This is a genomic window from Gilliamella sp., from assembly GCF_024104075.1.
Classification (GTDB): Bacteria; Pseudomonadota; Gammaproteobacteria; order Enterobacterales; family Orbaceae; genus Gilliamella; species Gilliamella bombi.
In genome coordinates this window covers 35546-61839 of the sequence record NZ_JAGGHR010000006.1, presented here as the reverse complement: position 1 = coordinate 61839, position 26294 = coordinate 35546, and the positions used below count along the sequence as shown (strand labels likewise).

23 protein-coding genes, 3 tRNA genes and 2 pseudogenes are annotated in these 26294 nt (G+C 34.3%); 15 read left to right on the top strand and 13 right to left on the bottom strand.

Translation table 11 applies throughout. The features are described 5' to 3' along the window. Positions 1–179 precede the first annotated feature (179 nt). Positions 180–255, bottom strand: a tRNA-Phe gene (locus J6569_RS03240). 158 nt (positions 256–413) lie between these two features. Between J6569_RS03240 and J6569_RS03235 the strand changes: the two genes are divergently transcribed. From J6569_RS03235 to J6569_RS03215, 5 genes are all read left to right on the top strand, one after another. Then, a complete protein-coding gene (locus J6569_RS03235; RefSeq protein WP_065590760.1) occupies positions 414–851 on the top strand; it encodes an FxsA family protein in 438 nt (145 codons plus the stop codon). A 144-nt stretch (positions 852–995) separates the two neighbouring features. Beyond that, positions 996–1289 (top strand): co-chaperone GroES, encoded by a 294-nt coding sequence (locus J6569_RS03230; RefSeq protein WP_034915350.1) that lies wholly within the window; start codon positions 996–998, stop codon positions 1287–1289. Between the two features lie 47 nt (positions 1290–1336). Continuing rightward, positions 1337–2983 (top strand): chaperonin GroEL, encoded by a 1647-nt coding sequence (gene groL, locus J6569_RS03225; RefSeq protein ID WP_296300571.1) that lies wholly within the window; start codon positions 1337–1339, stop codon positions 2981–2983. A 438-nt stretch (positions 2984–3421) separates the two neighbouring features. Then, positions 3422–5053 (top strand): hypothetical protein, encoded by a 1632-nt coding sequence (locus J6569_RS03220; RefSeq protein ID WP_296317563.1) that lies wholly within the window; start codon positions 3422–3424, stop codon positions 5051–5053. A 14-nt stretch (positions 5054–5067) separates the two neighbouring features. Continuing rightward, positions 5068–7197, top strand: coding sequence for an AAA family ATPase (locus tag J6569_RS03215; protein ID WP_296317561.1), 2130 nt, complete (start codon positions 5068–5070; stop codon positions 7195–7197). 143 nt (positions 7198–7340) lie between these two features. Here J6569_RS03215 and J6569_RS03210 read toward each other — a convergent pair whose 3' ends face one another. The 3 genes from J6569_RS03210 to J6569_RS03200 form a co-directional block, all read right to left on the bottom strand. Continuing rightward, a complete protein-coding gene (locus tag J6569_RS03210) occupies positions 7341–7916 on the bottom strand; it encodes a manganese efflux pump MntP family protein (RefSeq protein ID WP_296317559.1) in 576 nt (191 codons plus the stop codon). A 61-nt stretch (positions 7917–7977) separates the two neighbouring features. After that, positions 7978–8592 (bottom strand): hypothetical protein, encoded by a 615-nt coding sequence (locus J6569_RS03205; protein ID WP_085165507.1) that lies wholly within the window; start codon positions 8590–8592, stop codon positions 7978–7980. 29 nt (positions 8593–8621) lie between these two features. Continuing rightward, on the bottom strand, positions 8622–9755 hold the full coding sequence (locus tag J6569_RS03200; RefSeq protein WP_296317601.1) for a bifunctional tRNA (adenosine(37)-C2)-methyltransferase TrmG/ribosomal RNA large subunit methyltransferase RlmN: 1134 nt from the start codon (positions 9753–9755) through the stop codon (positions 8622–8624). A 175-nt stretch (positions 9756–9930) separates the two neighbouring features. Here J6569_RS03200 and J6569_RS03195 point away from each other — a divergent pair, with 175 nt between their 5' ends. Then, positions 9931–10665, top strand: a complete 735-nt coding sequence (locus tag J6569_RS03195; RefSeq protein WP_065590754.1) for a M15 family metallopeptidase — start codon at positions 9931–9933, stop codon at positions 10663–10665. 13 nt (positions 10666–10678) lie between these two features. Here the strand turns inward: J6569_RS03195 and J6569_RS03190 are convergent, their stop codons facing one another. Further along, positions 10679–11848: an ATP-binding protein gene (locus J6569_RS03190; RefSeq protein WP_208610473.1), complete on the bottom strand. Its 1170-nt coding sequence runs from the start codon at positions 11846–11848 to the stop codon at positions 10679–10681. A 144-nt stretch (positions 11849–11992) separates the two neighbouring features. Then, the gene (locus J6569_RS03185; RefSeq protein ID WP_034910896.1) at positions 11993–12673 is read right to left on the bottom strand and encodes a response regulator transcription factor; all 681 of its coding nucleotides are present in this window, start codon (positions 12671–12673) and stop codon (positions 11993–11995) included. A gap of 329 nt (positions 12674–13002) precedes the next feature. Here J6569_RS03185 and J6569_RS11225 point away from each other — a divergent pair. The 5 genes and pseudogenes from J6569_RS11225 to asd form a co-directional block, all read left to right on the top strand. Next, positions 13003–13258 (top strand): annotated as a pseudogene (locus tag J6569_RS11225) (serine dehydratase subunit alpha family protein); the annotation flags it as partial. A 22-nt stretch (positions 13259–13280) separates the two neighbouring features. After that, positions 13281–13490: an L-serine ammonia-lyase, iron-sulfur-dependent, subunit alpha gene (locus J6569_RS03175; protein WP_238786468.1), complete on the top strand. Its 210-nt coding sequence runs from the start codon at positions 13281–13283 to the stop codon at positions 13488–13490. A 133-nt stretch (positions 13491–13623) separates the two neighbouring features. Continuing rightward, positions 13624–13699, top strand: a tRNA-His gene (locus J6569_RS03170). Between the two features lie 22 nt (positions 13700–13721). After that, positions 13722–13798, top strand: a tRNA-Pro gene (locus J6569_RS03165). Positions 13799–14176: 378 nt separating this feature from the next. Beyond that, entirely contained in the window at positions 14177–15280 is a 1104-nt protein-coding gene (asd, locus tag J6569_RS03160; protein WP_296317554.1) for an aspartate-semialdehyde dehydrogenase, read from the top strand. An 86-nt stretch (positions 15281–15366) separates the two neighbouring features. Here asd and J6569_RS03155 read toward each other — a convergent pair. The 4 genes and pseudogenes from J6569_RS03155 to nagB form a co-directional block, all read right to left on the bottom strand. Then, positions 15367–16778, bottom strand: a pseudogene (locus tag J6569_RS03155) (IS1182 family transposase). 117 nt (positions 16779–16895) lie between these two features. Continuing rightward, the gene (locus J6569_RS03150) at positions 16896–18125 is read right to left on the bottom strand and encodes an ROK family protein (protein ID WP_296317552.1); all 1230 of its coding nucleotides are present in this window, start codon (positions 18123–18125) and stop codon (positions 16896–16898) included. 36 nt (positions 18126–18161) lie between these two features. Further along, a complete protein-coding gene (gene nagA, locus J6569_RS03145) occupies positions 18162–19304 on the bottom strand; it encodes an N-acetylglucosamine-6-phosphate deacetylase (RefSeq protein WP_296317551.1) in 1143 nt (380 codons plus the stop codon). Positions 19305–19315: 11 nt separating this feature from the next. Next, positions 19316–20122: a glucosamine-6-phosphate deaminase gene (gene nagB / locus J6569_RS03140; RefSeq protein ID WP_034910836.1), complete on the bottom strand. Its 807-nt coding sequence runs from the start codon at positions 20120–20122 to the stop codon at positions 19316–19318. A gap of 249 nt (positions 20123–20371) precedes the next feature. On the opposite strand from nagB, the gene nagE reads away from it, so the two are divergent. Continuing rightward, positions 20372–21862 carry an N-acetylglucosamine-specific PTS transporter subunit IIBC gene (gene nagE / locus J6569_RS03135; protein WP_174799279.1) on the top strand — a complete coding sequence of 497 codons (1491 nt, stop codon included), beginning with the start codon at positions 20372–20374 and terminating at the stop codon, positions 21860–21862. A 255-nt stretch (positions 21863–22117) separates the two neighbouring features. Here nagE and tusC read toward each other — a convergent pair whose 3' ends face one another. Genes tusC through fkpA form a run of 3 tightly spaced genes read right to left on the bottom strand, consistent with a single transcriptional unit; the run spans position 22118 to position 23644 of the window. Beyond that, positions 22118–22471 carry a sulfurtransferase complex subunit TusC gene (tusC, locus tag J6569_RS03130; RefSeq protein WP_296301218.1) on the bottom strand — a complete coding sequence of 118 codons (354 nt, stop codon included), beginning with the start codon at positions 22469–22471 and terminating at the stop codon, positions 22118–22120. A gap of 14 nt (positions 22472–22485) precedes the next feature. Next, entirely contained in the window at positions 22486–22851 is a 366-nt protein-coding gene (gene tusD / locus J6569_RS03125) for a sulfurtransferase complex subunit TusD (protein ID WP_366941233.1), read from the bottom strand. A 4-nt stretch (positions 22852–22855) separates the two neighbouring features. Next, positions 22856–23644 carry an FKBP-type peptidyl-prolyl cis-trans isomerase gene (gene fkpA / locus J6569_RS03120; protein ID WP_296317549.1) on the bottom strand — a complete coding sequence of 263 codons (789 nt, stop codon included), beginning with the start codon at positions 23642–23644 and terminating at the stop codon, positions 22856–22858. A 228-nt stretch (positions 23645–23872) separates the two neighbouring features. Here fkpA and fabZ point away from each other — a divergent pair, with 228 nt between their 5' ends. From fabZ to lpxB, 3 genes are read left to right on the top strand one after another with little or no spacing between them, the layout of a single operon-like run. Next, positions 23873–24319: a 3-hydroxyacyl-ACP dehydratase FabZ gene (gene fabZ / locus J6569_RS03115; RefSeq protein WP_034910827.1), complete on the top strand. Its 447-nt coding sequence runs from the start codon at positions 23873–23875 to the stop codon at positions 24317–24319. 44 nt (positions 24320–24363) lie between these two features. Next, a complete protein-coding gene (gene lpxA, locus J6569_RS03110; RefSeq protein ID WP_296317548.1) occupies positions 24364–25143 on the top strand; it encodes an acyl-ACP--UDP-N-acetylglucosamine O-acyltransferase in 780 nt (259 codons plus the stop codon). Beyond that, the gene (lpxB, locus tag J6569_RS03105; protein ID WP_296301222.1) at positions 25143–26285 is read left to right on the top strand and encodes a lipid-A-disaccharide synthase; all 1143 of its coding nucleotides are present in this window, start codon (positions 25143–25145) and stop codon (positions 26283–26285) included. The genes lpxA and lpxB overlap by 1 nt, the downstream gene beginning before the upstream one ends. Positions 26286–26294: the final 9 nt, after the last annotated feature.

The window sequence follows — 26294 nt, the reverse complement described above, 5'->3', positions numbered from 1 at the left end:
GTATTATAGTTAGTGTAAGTAAAATAATCATTAAATTAATGATGTAAAATTAACTTATTACTGGATTTAGCTTAATTTTAGTTGAACACTGTTGAGTAGTGAAACAAGGTGAAAGGCTTATTTGAAAAGGCTTTAGGCATAAAAAAACCTGCTAGAAGCAGGTTTTAGAATTTGGTGATTGGTGCCCGGACGCGGAATCGAACCACGGACACGGGGATTTTCAATCCCCTGCTCTACCGACTGAGCTATCCGGGCAACAATGGATGCACATTAAACACGATTCGTGATTATCAGTCAATCCCTTTTGTAATATTTTTTTTAAAATATATATTGTTTGGTTGAAAAATAGCTAATCATCTTCATATTAAAAGATAATTTTTAATAATATGTTTTTATCCTTATAGGAATTATATATGCGATTTGTTGGCTTTATTATCTTTTTTATTTATGTTTATTTTGAACTCACCTTTTTCATAGCTGTTGCCAATTCAATTGGTATTTTTCTTGCTTTAATTTGTATTATTGCAACATCTATTCTTGGTTTCTCGTTAGTTAAAACTCAGGGTTTGAAAAACCTTAGTATTATGCAACAAAAAATAGCTAACAATCAAAGCTATAAAAATGAAGTAATTAGAAGTGTAGCTTTGCTTTTTGCCGGTTTTTTCTTGCTTATTCCAGGTTTTTTAACTGATATTTTAGGTGCAATCTTATTAATACCCCATGTACAAGATCATATCGTGGAATTTATTGTTCGAAAAATGCCAATAAGATCAAAATTTTCTTCATCACAAATGCATTATCAAGAGGGTGATATTATTGAGGGTGAATTCAAACAGAAAGATGATGAATAAATAATCAGTTGGATTTTTTTTAAATTTGTTCTCTTGAAGAATTTAAAATAATCCCCATATATTATGCACTACATTAAAAAATCATAATTCTATGATTTCTGTTAATAATTATCTTAATTAAAAATTAGTGCTAGGAGATAACTAATGAAAATTCGTCCATTGCATGATCGTGTGATCATTAAACGTAAAGAAGTAGAATCAAAATCAGCTGGTGGTATTGTTTTAACTGGTTCGGCAGCAGGTAAATCAACTCGCGGAGAAGTTTTAGCTGTTGGTAATGGTCGCATTTTAGAAAATGGTCAAGTACAGCCGCTAGATGTTAAAGTGGGAGATATCGTAATTTTTAATGAAGGATACGGCGTTAAAACAGAGAAAATCGATAATGAAGAAGTGCTTATCTTATCTGAAAGCGATATTTTAGCGATTGTACAAGCATAACTGACAACTAATTTAATTTATATACAGAATTTAGGAGAAATACGAAGATGGCAGCTAAAGATGTGAAATTTGGTAATGACGCTCGCGCCAAAATGCTTAAAGGCGTTAATGTATTAGCCGATGCAGTTAAAGTAACATTAGGTCCAAAAGGACGTAATGTAGTATTAGATAAGTCTTTTGGCGCACCAACCATTACTAAAGATGGTGTTTCTGTTGCTCGTGAAATCGAATTAGAAGATAAATTCGAAAATATGGGTGCGCAAATGGTTAAAGAGGTCGCATCTAAAGCAAATGATGCAGCAGGTGATGGTACAACTACTGCAACAGTTCTTGCTCAAGCGATTGTTAATGAAGGTTTAAAAGCTGTTGCTGCTGGTATGAATCCAATGGATTTAAAACGTGGTATTGATAAAGCAGTTGTTGCAGCTGTTGAAGAGCTTAAAAAATTATCTGCACCATGCGCTGATTCTAAAGCCATTGCTCAAGTAGGTACAATTTCAGCTAACTCTGATGAAACTGTTGGTACTTTAATTGCTCAGGCAATGGAAAAAGTAGGTAAAGAAGGTGTTATTACAGTTGAAGATGGCACTGGTTTACAAGATGAGCTTGATGTTGTTGAGGGTATGCAGTTTGATCGTGGTTACCTATCACCATACTTTATCAATAAACCTGAAACTGCAACTGTTGAATTAGATAGCCCATATATTTTATTAGCCGATAAAAAAATCTCTAACATCCGCGAATTATTACCAGTTCTTGAAGCTGTAGCTAAAGCAGGTAAATCTTTATTGATTATCGCAGAAGATGTTGAAGGCGAAGCACTTGCAACATTAGTTGTGAATACTATGCGTGGCATTGTTAAAGTTGCAGCTGTTAAAGCTCCTGGCTTTGGTGATCGTCGTAAAGCAATGTTACAAGATATTGCAATCTTAACTGCGGGTACTGTAATTTCAGAAGAAATTGGTTTAGAACTTGAAAAAACAACTCTTGAAGATTTAGGTCAAGCAAAACGTGTTGTAATCAATAAAGACAACACAACTATCATTGATGGTGTTGGTGAGGAGTCATTAATTAATGCTCGCGTTGAACAAATTCGTAAACAAATCGAAGAATCAACTTCTGACTATGATAAAGAGAAACTTCAAGAACGCGTTGCGAAACTTGCTGGCGGTGTTGCTGTAATTAAAGTTGGTGCGGCAACTGAAGTTGAAATGAAAGAGAAAAAAGCTCGTGTTGAAGACGCATTACATGCAACTCGTGCAGCTGTTGAAGAAGGTGTTGTAGCCGGTGGTGGTGTTGCTCTTGTCCGTGCCGCAACTACTATTTCAGAACTTAAGGGTGCAAACGAAGATCAAAACGTTGGTATCAAAGTTGCACTTCGTGCGATGGAAGCTCCATTACGTCAAATCGTTACTAACTGTGGTGAAGAAGCATCTGTTGTTGTTAATGCTGTTAAAGGTGGTAAAGGTAACTATGGTTACAATGCCGCAACTGAAGAATATGGTGATATGATTGCAATGGGTATTTTAGATCCAACTAAAGTAACACGTAGTGCATTACAATATGCCGCTTCAGTTGCCGGCCTTATGATTACAACTGAATGTATGGTAACTGATTTACCTAAAGATGATAAGACTGACTTAGGTGCTGCTGGTGGTATGGGTGGCATGGGTGGTATGGGCGGAATGATGTAATTCTTTTCGTCAGTACGAAATAAGCTTATCAATACAAACCACTCGTTTATGCGAGTGGTTTTTTTATGAATTTTCTCTTTATTTATATCTTCTCTTTATAAAATAACTGCAAAATAATAATATACAATTAATTAAAAATACCAATAATAATTTAAAGTTTTAATCGATTAAATAAAGTATAGATAATAATCTGTTATACCAGCAAAAAGCTTGCTCTATACTTGATGATTATCGTTTATTCTTTAATTTTCTGATTTTGGATGACTGTTTTACTTGTCAAAATCAGATGTTAAATAGATAATAACATGATGAAAAGATGAAATTTATCTTTTCTATAAGATCAAATTATTGTTCCAAACTTTATTTTTTATTTAAAATAGAATTTAAAGTAATTAAATAATAAGTGAATATAGAAATAAGCAATTAAGGAAAGAAATAATGGGTGTAGCTCCAAGAAAAAAATTAGCCAGTACAGAAGAAAAAGACTATTCGGTTAGACAACGTGAAAAAAAAGTAAAAGTAGAAACTCCACTTGCTAATATTCAAGAAAATACTTTTTTTAAAGTTATATTTTCAGATAGCCTTTCATTGGAACAAAAAGTAGAAGAAGTTACTAATATTTTAGAATTTTCTGACAATAAGGAAATTGATCGGGCCAAAATTCAAGAATTTGATACATTTAAAGAATATCTTCAATCAATTTCTGAAGAGATGTCTAAACAACGTATTGAGATGACTGATACCGAAGTATTTGCTGAATTACAACGAGTGTATGCTGATTTTAATAATGATCTTAATGATTTTATCGAAAAAATAAAACCACTTACCGAACTCACTGATGCTTTATATAACTTACGCCAAAATGGTGAAACCCGAAATGCATTAGCTCAAATTAAAGCCGATCAAGAATGGGACGAAGAAAAAGTAACGCAAAAAGCAAATGTGCAAAGTGAAATTATTAATATTGAAAAACAAATATCTGAATTAAAAAAAGAAATAGAGTTATTACAACAGGATAAAAAGTTTTTTGGCCTAGGGAAAATTAAAGCCGCATCAAAAGCTAAAATTGTGACTAATGAAGAAAAAATAGCTAAATTAAATCAACAAATAAAAAACAAAAATAAAGAATTAGATGATATTCAGATAGAAATTACAAAGCGTCACGAGCAACGCTCTGAATCAATCGATGTTGAAAAATTAAAAGAGTTGCTAAATTTAACTTCAGAACAGCATACATTACGTCAAGCTGATATGGTTGAATCGGCATTAAAATTTGTGAATCAAGGTAAAGAGCGTTTTGGTGCAATTCGTAATCATCTTGAAAAAATGGTTAAACAGATTGAAGGACTTAGTGACAATAATGGCAATATGATACAAATTTATGCCATTATGAACGAAGCGACCAAAAAAGTAGAGAAAGTCCATCGTGAACGTAGACAAGAGCTTGAGAGTAAAGATGTTGGTGATAATTTGTTAGAGTCAATGAAGCTTGATGAAACACGCCGTAATTTGGATGAACACATTGATACTGTATCCACAGCAACTGTCGATACTATGCAAACCTATGGTGAATTAACAACTGAAGCTATTAAAATTCGTAATATGCAAGCAGCAACCAAAAAACAAGTTGAAAGTGCAAGAGCAATGCATTCAAGAGGCATCGCATCGGTTGCTTCACAACTCAGTGTTGTTGTAACAGCAGTTAACTCAGCTGCAATTAATGAAGCACAATCAATGGCCGGTAATACTTTAGCCGAAATGACTCGAGTAACAAATGATATTGCTAAAAATGAAGCTATTCGAATTGCAACTGGTCGTGATGAAATTAATAATGATTTAGAAGCAATGCTACAAAATTTAGCTGAATTTGGTGATACCCAAAAAGAAGCGACTGAAATCACCCGTGCGGCACTAGAAACAATGCGAGCAAATTTGGAAGAAATTGAAAAAATGTCCAAAGATGTTCAAAATGATACACGAGAATTTATTGCGGTGACAGGTGATGTTTTATCAGAAAAATCTGAAACCAAAAAAGATAGCTCACATACTACTTCACCCTTTAAACTATAACAAAGGAATGCACAATGTATTTAGTTAGAGGGCGTGAATATTTAGCGCAATACCCTAATTTTACTTTAGTAGGAAGGGAACATGATTTAGAGAGAATATCGTCTATTCTCATACGAAAATCATCAAATTCTCTTTTGTTGACAGGGCCTGCAGGTGTAGGTGTTTCAATGCTTAGTCTTGGTTTGCAGGCGGCTAAAAATAACCCAGATACACCATTTGATTTGATTGTAAAAAAATTATTTTGGTTAAATTGTGATGCTCTTTTTTCTAGCGGTGATAGTAATAAGATAAATAATGAGTTTCAAAGTATTTTAAAAAAGCTAATGCAAACTCCTGAGTCAGTGCTGATTATTACTGATACGGCTAATTTTTTAGAAGCAGCACATAATACAGGTAATGCTCATTTTATTAATGCTCTAAATAACGCCGATAAATCAAATAATTTTCAAGTTATCCTCGAAGTTCGTGATGATAAACTTAGTAGTGTGCTAAAGGCTAGCACGAATATGCCTGAACTTTACACACTTTACGATGTCAAAGAACCTACTGGGGATAATTTAAATTCCATTGTTACTACTGTTGCAAAGGAGTTATCTGGATACCACAAAATTGAAGTGGATAAAGATGCTATTGATGAAGCGATACATTTAACCTGTAAATATCGTGATAGTTTAGGTTTAGGTGGGGCACAGCCTCAACGTGCTATTTCATTACTTGATCGTGCGCTTGCTAGTTATCGTCAACTTACACATAAACAGCATCCAAAAATTGCTGAGTTAATGGGTAAGATCGAAAAAAGTACCAGTGAAACAGAACAATATGATTTGCGGCAGCAGCTTGAACAATGGCAGCAAGATTGGCAGAATTTAAAGTCTGAAATTAGTAAAACATATCAATATCAACGTGATGCTGAAACGTTACGCTTCAAACTGCAAGATGAAATCACTCAGTTACAAGAAGAAGAGGACAATAATAAAAATTCAGAATCAGTTGCTATAAAGACATTCGCGCAATTAACGGCTGGAGGATTTGACTCTCCAGCAGTCGCTAAATTAAAGGAAAAAATTCGACAAATTGATGCTGAAATTGCACAAAATAATGAACAACATCAAAAATTGGTGATGTTAGCCAATAAAGATTTGCGACTAAATCGCCAAGAAGTGATTGCTGAATTTAGCAAAGTTTCAGGTATATCAGCAAACAAATTAGATGAGAATGAAGTTGAAAACTTGATTAATTTGGAGGCAAATTTATTATCGCGAATTTTTGGTCAAGATAACATTGTTAAACATGTCGCCAATTCGGTAAAGGTGGCTAAAGTTGACACGCTTGAAGAATCAGGTCCTGCAATGTCTTACCTATTTTTAGGTCCATCTGGTGTAGGTAAAACTGAAATGGCCAAAGCTTTAGCGGAATATGTTTACGGTGACGAAAAATCGTTGGTTCGTTTTGATATGTCAGAATACATGGAAAAACATGCTGTTGCTAAATTAATTGGTGCACCTCCGGGATATGAAGGATTTGAAGCAGGTGGAATTTTAACAAACTCAGTTAGAACAAAACCGGTTGGAATCTATTTATTTGATGAGATTGAAAAAGCACATCCTGATGTCTTTAATATCTTTTTACAGATCTTATCGGATGGAAGATTAACCGATAATGTAGGTCGAACTGTCGATTTTTCTGATATCATGATTATTATGACCTCAAATATTGGACAATCTTACTATTTGGATCCTAACCTTTCTGACGAAGTTGCATGTGAATTAGCGACAAATGAACTGAATAATACTTATCGTTCAGAACTGCTTAATCGTTTTAATGGACGAGAAAATATTCTTCATTTTAAACGTTTACCAATGGAAGTTATTGAACGGATTATTCGTCGAGAAATTGACAAATTAAATCAATCATATAGTCATCGAGGCTATACTATCGAAATAAAAGATTCTTGTATCAGTACATTCTGTCACGATCATTATGATATCATTCGTGGTGCCCGAGGATTGCCGGGTTATATAAAAACCAATGTTAGGCCATTTATTGTTAATCATATTTTGCAGAATCCTCAAGATCAAGGAGTGTTTAAAGCAATTTATAACCAGCAGACACATAGTTTTGATATGGAATTTTACAAAAATTAAAGGAAGATAAAATAGAGTTAGTTTTCTGTAACCTTTATTAAGGAAAGTGATTGGTTTCGGACGTTATTTAAATTTGGATAAAATATATCAATCAATAAAACGTTCGAAACCTAACAGTATAGAAAGTAATTTTATTTGAAATATTAAACTGAAAGATGTTGATAAAGAGTTATTACTCCAATAGAAATAAGTACTAACCCGCCCAAAAGCTCAGCCCGTTTACCAATTAAACAGCCAATTTTATTACCCAATAATAACCCAATAGTAACCATTGTACAGGTAGCGAGTCCAATCATTGATGCAGCAAAAAAGATATTAACACTTGCTAATGCTAAGCCAACACCAACGGCAAATGCATCTATACTGGTTGAAATTGCTGTGAAAATTAGCATTAGAAAAGATTTTTTTGATGATGTTAATTCATCTTCTTGGCAATTTCCATTTGACTGTTTCTGGCTGTTATATATCATATTAATGCCTAAAAATAGCATGACAGCAAATACAACCCAATGATCCCATTGTTCAATATATTGCAACGCAATATAACCAACTAACCAGCCAAGCAATGGGGTAATAGCCTCAACAACACCAAATAGAATACCAATTTTGAATGCGCCTAAAATTGGTGTTGATTTAAGTGAAATCCCACGACAAACGGCGACAGCAAAGGCGTCGGTTGACATTGCTAGTGCTAATAATAAAATAGCCCAAAAATTCATGACATATACTCTTGCTTATAATTATTAAAAATTTATTAATATTATAATAATGGATGATGATTTATTTATTTGTTACTGAAAATAGATAATTTGCTATTTTTTTATCACCTTTGTTTTTATAAAGTTCAGCTGTTTTTATAACGTTGTTTCGACGATTAACATCATATTGAAAAAGCTGCTTAAACATTAAGTCAGCTGTTCTTTTATCATTATTTTGGATTGCACAATAACCATATTGTTCATAAGCATCAGCTTTCCAACGATGACGATCGAACTCAATACTCTGTTCAAATTGTTTTTTTGCTTCTTGATAACGATCTCGACCACATAAAAAAGAACCATAATGGATATGATATAATCCATTACCTGGTTGCATTAGAGTAATACGTTTGTAAATCATCTCGGCTTCGTTGTATTCACCAACATGTTGATCAAACATTGCCATGGCTAACATAACTTGGGGATTATTTGGAGAGTATTGTGCAGCTAATTTTAGATTATAATGTGCTACTTTGATATTTTCTTCTGACTCATTTGCTTTAGCAAGATATCCTAACCCAAGTCGCATCCTAGCCAAAGCGGCTTTTTCTGGATCAAATTCATTGTTGTTTTTCATTTGGCAACCCGCTAGTACTATCATCAAAAAATAGCTAGTTATAACTAACAATTTCTTCATCTATCTCTCCTTTTTATAAAGATTTATCCTTATGCTGTTTGCTTAACAAGGTTCTGCTTTTTGTAAAGAGTTCTTTTAGTGCGATCAACAACTTCACCAGCTAATTGGCCACATGCAGCATCGATATCATCCCCCCGTGTTTTACGAACTATTACGGTAAATCCATATCCCATCAATGTTTTCATGAAGCGATCAATTCGTGTATTTGAACATCTTGAATAAGGCGCACCAGGGAACGGATTCCAAGGAATTAAATTAATTTTGCTAGGTACATTTTTTAGGAATTGTGCAAGCTCATGAGCATGTTCAACGTCATCGTTAATTTGATTAAGTAATACATATTCAATAGTTACTTTTCCGTGATTTGCGTTTGAAGACGAAAGATAACGCAGAATTGAATCACGTAGCATAGACATATTGTATTTTAGGTTAATTGGCATAATTTCACTACGAATAGTATCATTAGGTGCATGAAGTGATATCGCTAGCGCCACATCAATCATACCAGCTAGCTTATCTAAAGCGGGAACAACTCCTGATGTCGATAGTGTTACACGCCTTTTTGATAAACCATAGCCAAAATCATCTAACATAATTTCCATAGCTGGTGCAACATTAGATAAATTAAGTAGCGGTTCACCCATACCCATCATAACTACATTAGTAATGGGCCTATCTGCTAATTTTCCGGTGACACCAATTGCATTTGATGCACGCCATACTTGGCCAATAATTTCAGAAACGGTTAAATTACGATTAAATCCTTGTTGGGCAGTAGAACAAAATTTACACTCTAGTGCGCAACCAACTTGAGATGAAACACATAATGTTGCACGATCACGTTCAGGAATATAAACAGACTCAATCAGTTGGTTATTACCAACATCAAGTGCCCATTTTATTGTGCCATCAGAAGAACGCTGTTCTATGGCAATCTTAGGAGCTTTAATTTCTGCTAAAGTCTTTAGTTGTTCACGTAGTTTTTTATTGATATCGGTCATTTGATCAAAATTATCTACACCAAAATGATAGATCCATTTCATTACTTGATCAGCTCGAAACGGTTTTTCACCAAGTGATATAAAAAACTCTCTCAATTGTTGGCGTGTGAAGTTTAGTAAATTTATTCTTTCGTTTATGGAATTAGTTTTATTAAGATTCATTGTATTGGTAGCGTCTAAACAATTTTCAGACGTATTAGATGTAGATGTTGTTAACATAAGGCCTCGTTTTTACACATTATGGCTATTTCTTTTTTTAGGAAAAGGATTATACTGTTTTTAACTTAATCTGGCTATATAGAATATTGGCAACGCTTGAAAGATGAAGAAATCAACAATGTTAAAAAAAATAGGTGGTTTAACTTTAAACTTATCTTTACTTCTATTTCCTACTTTTACCATGGCACAACAGATCACATTAAATAAACTGATTGGACAGTTTGACGAAAAAAAAGATAATGGTTTTATTGCGTTAGATTCAACTATACTACCTGTTAATAAAAAAGGAATGTATCTGCAAAAAGAGCCAACCGAACAACTTATAAAAGCCTACAATGATTTTAAAAAAGTTCATCCAGATGTTCCTTTTATCATAGTAAGTGCAACGCGGAATTACACTTACCAAAACGGTATTTGGCAACGGAAATGGGATGCTTTATCAGCTAAAATAAATGATCCAGAAAAAATTGCTGAAGAAATTCTAAAATTTTCGTCAATGCCTGGCACATCAAGGCATCATTGGGGAACAGATATTGATATTACCAGCGTTTCATCAAAATATTTTAAGTATGATAAAAAAGGCATCATTTTATATAAATGGCTTCAAAAAAATCTGCCTAAATATGGATTTTGCCAAGCTTTTAATGAAGGACGCAAAGGAGGGTATCAACCTGAAGAATGGCACTGGTCATATAAACCTATTGCTAGCCAATATATTGACCAATACAAAAATATATTGAAAAGTGATCCAGAAGTTATTATGAGATCTTTAAATTTTATAGGGCGCGATAAAATCAAGCTGGAAAGCCTAGTTAAAGAGTATGTATTAACGGTGAATGCTGATTGTTATTAATATATTTTTATTATTAATGTTTTCTCCAATAAGGCAAGCATATTGTTACAATAAGGCCTCCACCATCACGATTAGTTGCTTGGATAGTACCGTTATGCATAATGACGGTCTTTCTGGCAATTGCTAGTCCTAGACCATAACCTTTACCTAATTGTGGAGACTGAATACGGACAAATGGTTCAAAAATACTTGATAACTTATTTTCTTCAACACCAGGACCTCGATCTTTAACTTCAATTTGTAAATACTTACCTGTTTCTTTTAGTGAAACTTCTACGGCTTGCTCAGCTTTTGAAAAGCGAATAGCATTTCGGATAATGTTTTCAACAGCACGACGTATTTGTTCTGAATTACCTTTAACAATTGGATGAGTAATAGATGATAAAGTAAAATGTACTTCAATTAACTGGTGATTAGCTTCATAATTAGCATCATTGATTACTACACTTATTAAGTCTTTTAAATCAAAATATTCATCAGTGCGATTATTCATTTCAGCACGAGAATAATTTAGAATTTCGCCAATTAACTGATCTAAACGTTCTGACTCTAACTCTATTCTAGCTAAAGATGTATCAATATTTTGTTTATTTTGTTGAGCAAGTCCAATTGCTAGTTGCAATCGAGCAAGCGGAGTTCTAAGTTCATGAGAAACATCATGAAGGAGAGACTGACGATCAGAAAGTAATATATTAAGTTGCTCAACCATCATATCAAAATCTTTACCTAATTCGCTAAGTTCGTCACGCCTAGGTTTTAGTTTATTGAATAATCTGACAGAAAGATCTCCCTGAGATACCTTGAAAAAACCTTGCCTTAATAACCTCATCGGTCTAGTTAAATTCCATGCTAGAAAGAGGCTAAAAACAAGTCCAACACATATGCCCATTAATACAATGGGCAATGGCATGTTGAACAATGCCTTTTTAACATGATCCTCTTTATCCTCTTTAAATGAAACAGAATAAAGAGTTCCGTCAGGAGCGACAGTCATGCGTTGATAAGCATATGTAGGTGTTTCTAATTCATCGGTTAAAATATTAACTTGATCATTCAATGGAGAAACTAATTTTATTGACAGTAACGTTCTTTCTCGCTCAGGTAAATGTGCTATGAAATTAAGCGTTTCATCTTCACCAGCTACATGTAATAACTGGGCAATCATATCGACTTTCGTAGGCATATGATTGAGAAATCTTTGATTTTTATTTTCTACATAAATAGAAAACGCAATCCAAGTCAATTGGAAGGTAAGATAAAAGATTACCCCAAACGTGATAAGTATTTTCCAGAATAATCGATGATTCATGTCAAGCCTATTTGTTTGTTAACGAATACGGTAACCGACGGCTCTAATCGTCTCTATTGTCACATCATTTTGTGCAACTTGATGTAATTTTTGGCGAATATTGCTGATATGGACATCAACACTACGATCATAAAGTTCTCTTGCTCGACCAAGCCCAATTTCAGATAATTCTTCTTTAGTTACTACTCGCTCGCTATGTTTCACTAATAAAACTAATAAATTAAACTCGGTTGATGTCAAATCAATTACTTGTCCATTCCACGTACAAAGCCGTTGAGGTAGATCTAACATTAAACCATTAAAATGGTATTTTTTATCATCAACCATTTCGACCGAACGTTCATCAAAACGTCGTAAAACTGCACGTAATCTTGCTAATAATTCACGCGGATAACATGGTTTTGGAATGTAATCATCAGCACCTAATTCCAAACCCAAAACGCGATCAATATTATCACCCTTAGCAGTTAACATAATAACAGGCATATTACATTGTTGACGGATGCTTTTCAGGACATCAATACCATTAATATCTGGTAACATCACGTCTAAGATTGCTGCACGATATTTACCTGATAGAGCTTCATCAATACCATCTTTACCTAAATAAACACTTTTGATATTAAAACCTTCATTAGTCAAATATTCGCTAAGCATTTGTGATAATTCAATATCATCATCTATTAATAAAATATTTATCATAATCGCAATCGCCATTGTTATCTAATTATAGGTTTTTACATTATTGCAATAATAAAAAAAAAGTCAGGTTCTTTTACTAAAATATTACATATTTTAAACTATTCCTGATTATTTAATTCACTATTAAATAATGTAAAAAGGTTTAAGACATAACTATATGTATTAATATATTTTTTCACAATAACCACCATAACCATTATGCTACTTTCTAATGGTTATAAGTAGGTATTATTCAAATCTTAATTAAGATAGACTAAAATAGTCAGTTTACTTAACACTAAATGTTCCATCATTTAACATTACTAAAGTTAATATGGAGATAAAAAATAGAACAACAAGTAATCTGGCAACAATTAATTCAATTGGTAAAACATGATGTTTTACCTGCAGTTGGTTGTACAGAGCCCATATCTTTAGCTTTGGTTGCAGCTATTGCGATGCAACATAGTAGCAACAAACATTGAAAAAATTGATGCTTATGTTTCGCCTAATTTAATAAAAAATGGTAAGGTGGTAACTGTGCCAGGTACTGGTCTGGTTGGATTACCTATTATTGCTGCTGCCATTGGCGCAATCGGTGGTTGGGTATTATGAGCCTATTGATATGGCTATTTGTAGTATGATTCGTGATTTATCTGGTATTATTTGTGATGGTGCTTCAAGCAGTTGCGTAATGAAAGTATCAACTTCAGTGTCTTCTGGATTTAAAGCAGTATTAATGGCATTAAGCCAAATTAGAGTGATAGATAAAGAAGGAAGGAATTGTTTTTTGATAGCGTGGAAACATCAATCAATAATCTTGGTACCATTGTAGTCAAAGCATGAATATTTGCTTTATGATAAAATATTAGGCTTTTAGCGATTTTAATATAAGCAATCAGCATATTTTTAAAAAAATTACTGGACAATGTTATTTTTTATGCGTAATATTTTGTCCTGATTCTATGGTGGCTATAGCTCAGTTGGTAGAGCCCTGGATTGTGATTCCAGTTGTCGTGGGTTCGAATCCCATTAGCCACCCCATTTTATTAAATAGAAAAGCTAACGGCGAGTAGCGCAGCTTGGTAGCGCAACTGGTTTGGGACCAGTGGGTCGGAGGTTCGAATCCTCTCTCGCCGACCATTTTTAAATAAAAAGCTCGTTCATTTAGTTGAGATTTTTTGTTTCAAAATAGACTGTTTTTTCATCTGTTTGTTCCAATATGCACAACGAATTGATTCAACTAAGAAAAAAGTGTTGAGAACATATAACTTATTATAAATAAGTTGACTAATAATCCAATTATTTCAAAAAATAAAATACTGATTATTAATCATTTTGTTATGATAATTTGTTTTTTTTGTTCGTTATTGTGGTTGTTTTGTCTTTTTAATATATAACAGCATGTTATTATATTCCTACCTACAAAAATTATTCTTATCTTACTTGTTTTATGGTGATATTTTGTTTTAATAGATAAAAACATCTCTTTATATAACCTCTATTTATTGGGAATAAATTATGAAAAATGTTGGTTTTGTAGGATGGCGTGGAATGGTGGGTTCTGTTCTTATGCAACGTATGGTTGAAGAACATGATTTTGATTATATCAATCCTGTATTCTTTTCTACTTCTCAAGCAGGTCAAGCAGCTCCTATCTTCGGTGGTAAAACAGGTACATTACAAAGTGCAGATAATACTGATGCATTAAGGGCATTAGATATTGTTGTGACTTGCCAAGGTGGTGATTATACCTCAAAGATTTACGCAAAATTACGTGCAACAGGTTGGCAGGGTTATTGGATTGATGCAGCTTCAACGTTACGCATGGAAGATGATGCAATTATTGTTCTTGATCCTGTAAACAAAGCTAATATTCATGCTGCTTTAAATAGAGGTATTAAAACTTTTGTAGGCGGTAATTGTACGGTTAGTTTGATGTTAATGTCATTAGGTGGGTTATTTGCTGAAAATCTTATAGATTGGGTTTCTGTTTCGACTTATCAAGCGGCATCTGGTGGTGGTGCTCGCCATATGCGTGAGCTATTAACTCAAATGGGTATGCTAAATGCCGAAGTAGCAAAAGAGTTACAAGATCCGCATTCCTCTATTTTGGATATTGAGCGTAAAGTGACACAAAAAATGCGTGATGGTAGTTTACCTACTGATAATTTTGGTGTGCCATTAGCAGGAAGTTTAATTCCTTGGATCGATAAAGCGCTAGATAATGGACAAAGTAAAGAAGAGTGGAAAGGGCAAGCCGAAACCAATAAAATTTTGGGAACAAGTCAGATTATTCCTGTTGATGGACTTTGTGTTCGTATTGGAGCTTTGCGTTGTCATAGTCAATCGTTTACGATTAAATTGAAAAAAGATATTAGTGTGCCAGAAATTGAAAGGCTTCTTGCTGCACACAATGATTGGGTAAAAGTCGTGCCGAATGATCGTGATGTTTCGATGCGTGAACTTACCCCAGCAGCAGTAACAGGCACTTTAACAACACCTGTTGGGCGCTTACGTAAATTGAATATGGGCAAAGATTACCTTTCTGCTTTTACGGTTGGTGACCAATTATTATGGGGTGCGGCTGAACCATTACGTAGAATGTTACGCATTTTAGCCTAATTAGAAATAAAATAGAAAAACCCGATTTATCGGGTTTTTTCAGATTGATGACAAACCTCGATATAATTCGGGGTTTATTTTTTTATTTAAACCATAAACAGGATTTTTAATTTGGATTTTATTAAATAAATTAAAAAATGGCCTAAAAAATGTAACAAAAATAGCTTTATCGCTATTTTCTTGATATTTTGAGCCGTTGCGGCCAATAAACACTGCATTTGAACCTGTGCTCTTCCCCTAAATCTTGCATAGCGATGTCCGTGGTGTTGTTTAGCATCAGCAAAACTGCGCTCTACGGTCTCTTTTCGCCGAGCATAGACTTTTTTACCCCACTGACTTAAACGAATCTCATTGGCTTTCTCTTTATATGCTTCCCAGATATGGCGTGTGATGACTTTCTGTGTATTTTTACTCTGTGTACACTGTGACAATAACGGATAGACTTTGCAGGTTGCTGCATCAGAATGATAATGACGATAACCTTCTCTGCTGGTAGTTTTATATATTAATGATTTCCCGTTTGGGTAAGTATAAGTATCGGTTTGACTATTATAGATAAACTGCTTTTTTCTGATAGGATTCGCACCATGACTGGCACGGCGATAACCCAACACCGGATATATCTGCTCTGCCAGTAGTAAATGGCAAATGGGCGCTGTAAAATAGCCTGCATCAAGACCCACACCAACCGGATTAAAGCCAAATCGCTCTAACTGGCGTTTTAATCGAGCCATATAAGGCTGAGAATCATGGACATTTCCCGCTGTAACATAGGTATCGGTAATTAAATTATGTTTGCCATCAACCGTTCGATGATCTAAGTAGAAAAAACCTTTAGGCTTACCTTCCCGATGCATAAAGCCACTATCCGGATCGGTAGTACTGACTTTGACATCCTTATATTTCTCTACCGTCTATGGCTTTAAGGCTTTTTTCCGTTTAATTCTCTTTCTTCGTTGATGGCTTGATTAAGCGCATCAACATATTGACTGGGATCAACAATACGCTGCTCATTACGTGCCTTGCCTTTATTGGCATTTGCTTTTAGGCGAGTACTGTCCGTATATAAAACCCGACCACTTATCAACCCTTTGGCAATGGCTTGCTCAACAATATTATCAAAAATCTGTTGATAGATTTCACTGTCATTAAACCGACGGCGACAATTTTGGCTGAGTGTTGAGGCGTCAATCACTTTTTCGGTTAATCCCATTCCCAGAAACCAACGGTAAGCTAAATTGACCTGAATTTCCTGAACCAGACGACGCTCACTGGGAATACCAAAAAGATACCCCAATAGCATAATTTTAAACAGTCTGACCGGATCTTCTGCCGGACGACCGTTATTAGGGCAATAAAGTGGTGCTACCGCTTCTCGAATAAATTCAAAATCAATGACTTTAGCTATTTTACGAACAAGGTGATTTTGAGGGACAAGCGCATCTAACGAGATTTGCTCTATTTTTTCGGGTGTCGCTGGCGTTAGTTTTTTTAGCATAGAAGAATTCCTCTTATCATGGACTCTTCTCTATTAGATCAAAAAACTCGCCAAAAAGCGAGTTCTTTGTCATCAATCTGGAAAAACCCGATTTATCGGGTTTTTTATAACAATAGATTATGGTTCTTTTTCATTCAATAACGTCACTAATAGTGATCCATTAAATAAAGCTTGCTGCACTAATGCAAATGCGCCAATTGCTGAGCTGTCGTTAAGGGAAGAACAAGTGATAGTTAGGTTTTTCCGTAATCCCTCTAAGCTTTGAGCATTTAATGCACTATTAACAGCAGTTAATAGTATTTCGGGCGACTTGGTAAGTTCTCCTGCTAACACAATTCGCTGTGGGTTAAAGATGTTAACCATAATTGCAACTGCTCTACCAAGATTTTCACCTGCATCCTTAACTAACTTAGTAGCTAGTTCATCGCCTTGATTAGCATACTGACAGATATGATATATATCATAGTGTTCTAATGTTAACTTCGATATATAACCTTGCTCAATCATCTGTTTAGCTCGGTATTCAATTGCTTTATTTACAACTCGGTTTTCCAAGCAACCGAAGTTACCACAATGGCAACGTTCACCTAATGTATCTACTTGAATGTGCCCAACTTCACAAGCGCTTTGATTGTGGTTAGTAAGCAACTGTTGATTAACGATAACACCAGAGCCTACCCCGCGATGTACTCGGATTAAAATAGAATCATCAACATGTTGTGTTGAACCAAAATAACTTTCGGCTAATGCTAGACTTTGAATATCATTTCCTAGAAAAATAGATACATTGAATTCCTTTTGTAGTATCTCACCTAAAGCCCACTCTTTTACTTGAATATGTGGAGTGTATCGGACAATGCCATTAACTGAGTCAATCAAGCCTGGGAGTACAATAGATATTGCAACTAAATATTTTATTTTTTTGCTGTTTACCTGAATAAATTCTTTAATCAATGCAATTAGATATTCTTGAACTTGTTGTTGAGTAAAATTGATAAGTGAGCATCTTTTTGATGTAAGGCATTTAGCCCCTAAATCAAAAAGCTCTATTGTGACGTGGGATCGACTTAATTGTACGGCAATTGCTTGGTAATGTCCAAACTTAGCTTCGATTGAAACTGCAGGTCGTCCCCCCGTTGATTGTTGTGCATCAACTTCTTTAATTAATTTTTTTTTAAGAAGTTGACGGGTTATTTTGGTAATGCTTGCAGGAGCTAATTGGCTGATTTCGGCCAATTGAATACGAGAAACAGGTGCTTGCTGAACAATCAAACGGTAAATCATTGCATAATTTAGCTGTTTGATTAATTCAGCGTTGCCAACTAAGTTCAGATAATTAAATTTCATATATTACTCAATATTTTTCATTAACTATCTGATATTCTAGCGACTCACTTCTCCATTAACAACAGTTTTAATTATTTTAAAGTCACGATTAAATACAACAAGGTTTGCAATTTTACCCTCACTAATACTACCAAGATCTTTATCCACACCGATTGCTTTGGCAGGATATAGCGTTGCCATTCTTAACGCTTCATCTAGTGCAATACCGACATATTCAACTGTGTTTTTTACGGCTTCAATCATGGTTAATGATGAACCACCCAATGTGCCATTTTCATCAACACAGCGACCATCTTTATAATAAATGGTTTTACCTGCAAATACGCCTGATTCTAAATTAGAAGCAGCAAGCAGCATCGCGTCAGTAACTAAAATTAAATGATCTTGTTTTATTTTGTGACTATTGCGAATATTTGCCCAACTAACATGTTGACCATCAGCAATGATACCAACATAAACTTCTGGTTCATCATAAATTGCGCCAACTACACCAGGCTCTCGCCCTGAAATATAAGGCATAGCATTAAATAGATGCGTTCCTAAACGAATGCCATCATTAAAGCCACGACGGCAGTCATCATAATGACCATTTGAATGACCAACCGAAACATGAATGCCTGCATTAACCAATTGCTTGATGAAATGGCTTTCAACTCTTTCTGGCGCTAAAGTAATGATTTTAATTACATCAGCATTTTCGCAAAGGAAATTAATCATTTCTTTTGACGGCTGTCGAATAATATTTTCGTCATGAATTCCTTTTTTTTCAGGGCTGATATAAGGTCCTTCAAGATGCAATCCAAGTGCTTGATTAGGATGCGTAGCTAAGTATTCACGCATCACTTCAACTGCCTTTATCATAAATTCATCAGTTGATGTAATTAATGTAGGCAAATAGCTAGTACAGCCAGAAATAAGATTTGTGGCCTGCATGGCTTCTAATGTTTCAACGCTCAGTGCATCAAACGTTTCATTAAATTGCACACCACCACAACCATTAACTTGGATATCAATAAATCCAGGTGCAACAAGTGCACCTTGTAAATTTTCAATTTTGATATCTGTAGGTAATTCGTTTTGTTTACAGACTTTTGTAATTTTATCTCCATCAATAATAACAGCGTGGTTATCAAGGATCTCATAGCCTGTATAAAAACGGCAATTTGTTAATGCATACATTGAATTATCCTTTATAAAACGGTCACTTTAAGATTATCAGCTTCCATTTGTTTAAAATATTTTAGTGTTTTCACTTTAAGATCATCAGTACTTGGTTCATCACAAACAATAATTGATGCAGGATGCATTTGTAGTGCAGTGACAGTCCAAAGGTGATTAACAGATCCTTCAACACCAGCTTGTAATGCTAAACTTTTGTTATGACCACAAACTAATAAAATAACTTCCTGTGCATCCATTAAAGTTGCAACACCAATGGTTAACGCATGTTTTGGTACTTGATTCACATCATTATCAAAAAAGCGAGAATTAGCAATGCGTGTATCTTCAGTTAATGTTTTGATGCGTGTACGTGAACAAAGTGAAGATCCTGGTTCATTAAAAGCGATATGTCCATCTTGACCTACCCCCCCAACAAAGATATTAATTTTGCCGTAAGCTTTGATCTTGGCTTCATATTGACGGCACTCTTGATCAATATCTGGCGCATTACCATTTAATATATGGATATTGTTTTTATCAATATCAATATGATTGAAAAAATTTTCGTACATAAATGTGTGGTAGCTTTGTGGATGCTCTTCTGGAATACCAACATATTCATCCATATTAAAGGTTACAACATGTTTAAAGCTGACGTTACCTGCTTTATATTGTTTAATCAATTGTTGATACATAACTAATGGTGAACTACCTGTTGGCAGCCCCAATAAAAATGGACGATCTGCGGTAGGTTTAAACTCATTAATTTTATTAACAATGCGCTGTGCAACCCAGGCACCGACTTCTTGTGCATTTTCTAAGGGAATAAGTCTCATGTGCTGTTACCTCTTGTGATATAATTAAAAACTTTTTTCTTGAAATAAAATATGTTGTCTTTATTTTACTATATTAAACTAATTAATCAAAAAAAATGGTGATTTAAATCACAAAAAGAGAATAATTAATTTGCGAAGTAAAATAAATAATATAGAGTGGAATAATAATACTTAATTATCATCACTTAAAGATGTAAAATTTTATTACTTTTTATTATATACCCCTAATAACTATATGAGGTTAAACTTATGGGAATTTTAGCTTATATGCAACGTATCGGGCGTTCATTGATGGTACCTGTGGCAGTTCTACCAGCTGCTGCAATACTACTAGGAATTGGATATTGGATCGATCCTAATGGTTGGGGGCAAAATAGTATTGTAGCCGCTTTTTTAATTAAATCTGGCGGAGCAATTATTGATAATATGCCAATACTTTTTGCTATTGGTGTGGCTTATGGTATGTCTAAAGATAAAGATGGTGCAGCCGCACTTGCTGGGTTAGTTGGCTTTTTAGTGGTTACAACTTTACTGTCTCCTAGTTCGATTGCACTATTTAGTGGTATTGATACAAAAGCAGAAAATTGGTTAGAAAAAGTTCCTGCTGCATACCAAAAAATAAATAACCAATTTATTGGTATTCTCGTTGGTATTATTTCAGCTGAACTTTACAATCGTTTTAGTCAAGTGGAATTACATAAAGCATTAGCATTTTTTAGTGGTAAAAGGCTAGTGCCTATTATCGTATCGATAGTTATGTTATTGGTTTCTGCTGTTTTATATTTTATCTGGCCATCTATTTATGATGCATTAGTTGCTTTTGGTAAATATATTAAAGATTTAGGTTCAGTGGGTGCTGGTATTTATGGGTTCTTCAATCGTCTATTAATTCCTGTTGGTTTACATCATGCACTTAATTCTGTTTTTTGGTTTGACGTTGCAGGTATTAATGATATTCCAACTTTTTTAGGTGGACAAAAGTCAATTGATGATGGATTAGCTACAATTGGTATTACGGGTCGTTACCAAGCTGGATTCTTCCCAATTATGATGTTTGGCTTACCAGGAGCTGCGTTAGCTATGTATCATACAGCAAAAAAAGGTAATAAGGATAAAACAGCTTCAATTATGTTAGCCGCTTCATTTGCTGCATTCTTTACTGGCGTTACTGAACCATTAGAATTTGCGTTTATGTTTGTTGCGCCATTACTTTATGTTTTACATGCTATTTTAGCTGGTATTTCACTTTATATTGCCGCAGCGATGCAATGGATTGCAGGATTTGGTTTTAGTGCTGGCTTAGTTGATATGTTACTTTCTAGTCGTAATCCACTTGCTGTACATTGGTATATGCTTATACTTCAGGGTTTAGTGTTCTTTGTTGTTTATTATGTTGCATTCCGCTTTGTTATTGTGAAATTTAATCTTAAAACACCAGGTCGTGAAGATGAAGTGGAAACAACCCAAAGTGAAACGAAAAAATCAACGCAAGGTAATACAGATACAACAAAAATTGCAGAGCAATATTTAGCAGTTGTTGGCGGTAAAGAAAACCTAACCAATATTGATTCTTGTATTACACGTTTGCGTTTAGGCGTTAATGATTCGGAGCTTATTGATGAACAAGCTGCTAAAGCCCTTGGTGCAATGGCAGTAATAAAATTAGGTAAAACAGGGGTACAAATTGTGGTTGGTCAGCAAGCAGAAAAGATTGCAGATCAAATGAAAAAGTTAGTTTAGTTAATTAAAATAAGAGTTAAATCAAATTAAACCATAATCTACTCCTATTTAAGTATAATGAAAAAATAGAGTGGATTATTTATTTGATTTAATCATATACAAAATACTATTAGCTTATTTATAAATACTAGAATGTATTTATAAATAATCAGAAAAATCAGATAAAATAAATAAAACAAATAGTCTTATTGAACGATTTTTATTTAGGTATAATGCCTATTATTGCAGTGTAATATGTTGTATTTTAGTCTAGAATTAGAATCGAAAAATTACATCTTGAAGAGTTAATAATTGAGTTAATAACTGATTATTAATGACTTTACTAGGAATATTATGAGGTATTTGAATTAGATTTCTCGATTTGAGTGAAGATTCACATACGTACACATCATCAATATCATAAAGCTCAAGCATATTAAAAGTTGCAATATAATCACGCATTAAAATTTTATGGGGTTGTTGTTCTGGTAATAAATGGAATACACCATCATCAATAAAAAAAACAGAAATGTGGTTAATGACTGATATGGCCAATGCTATATCAAGAGCTTCTCGGCCTTTGGCATTTCCGTGAGGTGGTGAGCTAATAATAATTGCTAATTTTTTCATTTCAGTATCTTAAGTTAAAACTGAATAGTTCGATCTGTTGTTGCAATTGATTCACTTAGTTCTCCAAGGCCCGTTAAATGAAAATAATCCGCGAGATTATTTTTAATAACGCCACGCCTCTGAGCGGCAGCAACACAAACAGTTAAAGTTAAAGGGTATGTTTTTGCTAATTCCTGCCATGCAGAGATTAAATCAAATTCATCATTAGCGGGATCAGTATAACTGTTGCCATTATAAACACCATCAGCATAAAAAAAGATATTTTTAATGGTATGGGGAGTCTGTGACAGTAAAACTTGTGCAAATTGATATGCACAATAAGCGGATTGGGTCCCATAAGCAGGACCCATAACAACAAGAGTATAACTCAATGAATCAATCAAGTTAGTTAACTTGTTGTTCTTGATTTTGAGCTGGCTCTTGATTTTTATCATTTTTATCCCCATCAATGCCAAGCAATTCAACTTCAAAAATTAAAGTTGATGCAGGTTGGATTCCAGCTTTACCTTCTTGACCTGGAAGACTTTGGTCACCATAAGCTAAATCAGGTGGTACAACAAGTTTGATTTTTCCACCAATTCCGATCAACTGAATTCCTTCTGTCCAACCTTTGATAACAGCATTTAGTGGAAATGTTGCTGGTTCACCTCGATCATAAGAACTATCGAATTTACGTCCGTCAGTTAAAGTTCCTGTATAATGAACAATAACTGTATCTTGAGCTGTTGGACGACGATCAGAACCTTCTTGAATGATTTGATAAAGTAACCCTGATTTTGTTTGTTTTACTCCATCTTGTTTAGCAAATTCTGCACGGAATTTCTCACCAGATGCTGTATTTTCAGTTTTTTCTTTTTCAAAACGCTCTTTGCTTTCTTTTTGGATTCTTTTACCAAATTCATCTAAGATGGTTTTCACTTCATCTTTTGAAAGTTGAGAGGCATCTCGGAAAGTTTCATTAAAGCCACTGATTAAATATTCTTGGTCTGGTTTAATTTCATTTTGTTCTAAATTTGACTTCATGTATGTTGCAAATGATGAACCTAATGCATATGCTTCTTTTTGTGCATTAGTTGAAATTGTTACTTTATTTGATGAATTTTTCTCATCACAACCAGCTAATGTTAATACAATTACGCTGCTTACTAACGTCATTTTAATCAATGATTTCATTCTACTTCTCCAGATTATAAACTTTTTGGGTAATTATCTTAGTTATTATATCTGATTTGATATAAGATAATAAGGGTTTACAAATCATTTATTTTATAAATTTATAGTAATCCATTGATAATATATTAAGGAAAGCATCTTTTGCAATTTAAATCATCCTTGAGTGAAAGTGGTATCCTCAGTTATAATGTTAAAAATTTATAGTAATAATGTATAAGGATAGCTATTTTGACTACCGAACTTAATACCCTTGATGTTGAAGAAATCATCAGCCTGTTACCTCATCGTTATCCGTTTTTAATGGTTGATAGAGTTCTTAGTTACGAGAAAGGTAAAACACTAAAAGCGATAAAAAATGTTACTGTGAATGAGCCATTTTTTCAGGGGCACTTTCCAAATAAACCCATTTTCCCTGGTGTTTTGATTTTAGAAGCAATGGCTCAAGCGACTGGGATATTGGCTTTCAAAAGTATTGAAGAGCTATCACCAGGTCAACTTTATTATTTTGCTTCCATTGATAAAGCACGTTTTAAACGCCCTGTAGTACCAGGAGATCAGCTTATGCTCGATGTTGAATATATTAAAGAACGTCGTGGTATTGCATTATTCCATGGTGTTGCAACTGTCGATGGTAAGTTAGTTTGTGAAGCTGAAATGATGTGTGCCCGTAAATAATCGTTTTTTAGCATTTCCCCCAAAAACAGTATTAAGGAATAATTATGGCAATGGAGATACATCCAAGCTCAGTGATTGAAAAGGGAGCAAAAATTGGCGATAACGTCAGAATTGGTCCGTTTTGCTTTATTGGTGAGAATGTTGAAATTGGTGACGGTACTTTTTTAAAATCACACGTTGTTATCAATGGTCACACAAAAATTGGTAAAGATAACCAAATCTATCAATTTGTTTCGATTGGTGAGGTAAACCAAGATTTAAAATATCGTGGAGAGCCAACACGCACTGAAATTGGCGATCGTAATATGATTCGTGAAAGCGTAACTATTCACCGTGGCACTGTTCAAGGTGGTGAATTAACGCGAATTGGTAGTGATAATTTATTGATGATTAATGCACATGTTGCTCACGATTGTCATATTGGTGATCATTGTATTTTAGCAAATAATGCCACTTTAGGTGGGCATGTTCAATTAGATGATTATGTAATTATTGGCGGAATGACAGCCGTTCATCAATTTTGTGTGATCGGATCACATGTTATGGTTGGTGGTTGTTCAGGTGTTGCTCAGGATGTTCCACCTTATGTTATTGCCCAAGGTAATCATGCAACACCTCATGGCGTAAATTATGAAGGCTTAAAACGTAGAGGGTTTAGCAAAGATGCTTTGCAGGCGATTCGCAATAGTTATAAAATCCTTTATCGAAATGGCTTATCGTTTGAAGAGGCAAAAGTTGAAATTGAAACCATTGCCAAGCAACACTCTGAAATCCAATTGTTTATTGACTTTTTTACCCGTTCAACGCGTGGCATCATCCGTTAATGGCTAATGAAACAGTAGTCATTGCATTAGTCGCAGGAGAAGCCTCGGGCGATATTCTTGGCGCAGGATTGATTCGTGCGCTAAAAAATTACCATTCTAATATTGAATTTGTAGGTATAGCGGGTCCGAAAATGCAAGCCGAAGGCTGTAAAGCTTGGTACGAAATGGATGAATTATCGGTCATGGGAATTGTTGAAGTATTGGGTCGATTACGCCGTATTTTATCTATTCGCCGAGATATCACTAAACGCCTAGTTAAACTCAAACCCGATATATTTATTGGTGTTGATGCTCCCGATTTTAATCTTTCCCTAGAAGGAAAATTAAAGCAAGCTGGCATTAAAACGATTCATTATGTTAGTCCATCTGTTTGGGCTTGGAAGCAAAAACGCGTTTTCAAAATTAAGCGTAATACTAATCTTATTTTAGCCTTTTTACCTTTTGAAAAAGTCTTTTATGATAAGTTTGATGTTCCTTGTCGCTTTATTGGGCATAAGATGGCGGATGATATTCCTTTAAATCCAGATCAAACAACTATGCGTCAACAATTAGGTGTTCCCTTAAATAGCCTTTGTTTATCATTATTACCAGGTAGCCGTCATGCTGAAGTGACATTATTATCAGCACCTTTTTTAAAAGCAGCAAAGCTATTGCGAGAGCGTTATCCTAATATACATATTCTAGTGCCTTTAGTTAATGCTAAAAGACAAAAAGAATTTGAACAAATCAAAGCTCAAGTTGCACCAGAACTTAAAATACAGTTACTACATGGTCAAGCCCGTGAAGCGATGATTGCAAGTAATGCAGCAATCTTAGCATCGGGGACTGTGGCATTAGAATGTATGTTAGCTAAGTGTCCAATGGTAGTTGGGTACAAAATGAAAGCATTCACTTTTTGGTTAGCTAAAAAATTAATTAAAACGCCTTATGTGTCTTTACCTAATATTTTAGCCGGTAAAGAGATTGTACCTGAATTGTTGCAACAAGATTGCACACCAGAAAATATCGCCAACTGTATTATCCCTTTTTTAGAAGGGGATAATTCAGTATTGAAAGACACCTTTCTATCTTTGCATAAACAAATCCGTTGTAATGCTGATGAACAAGCTGCACAAGCTGTATTGGATGTTTTAAATAAATGATATCCTAAT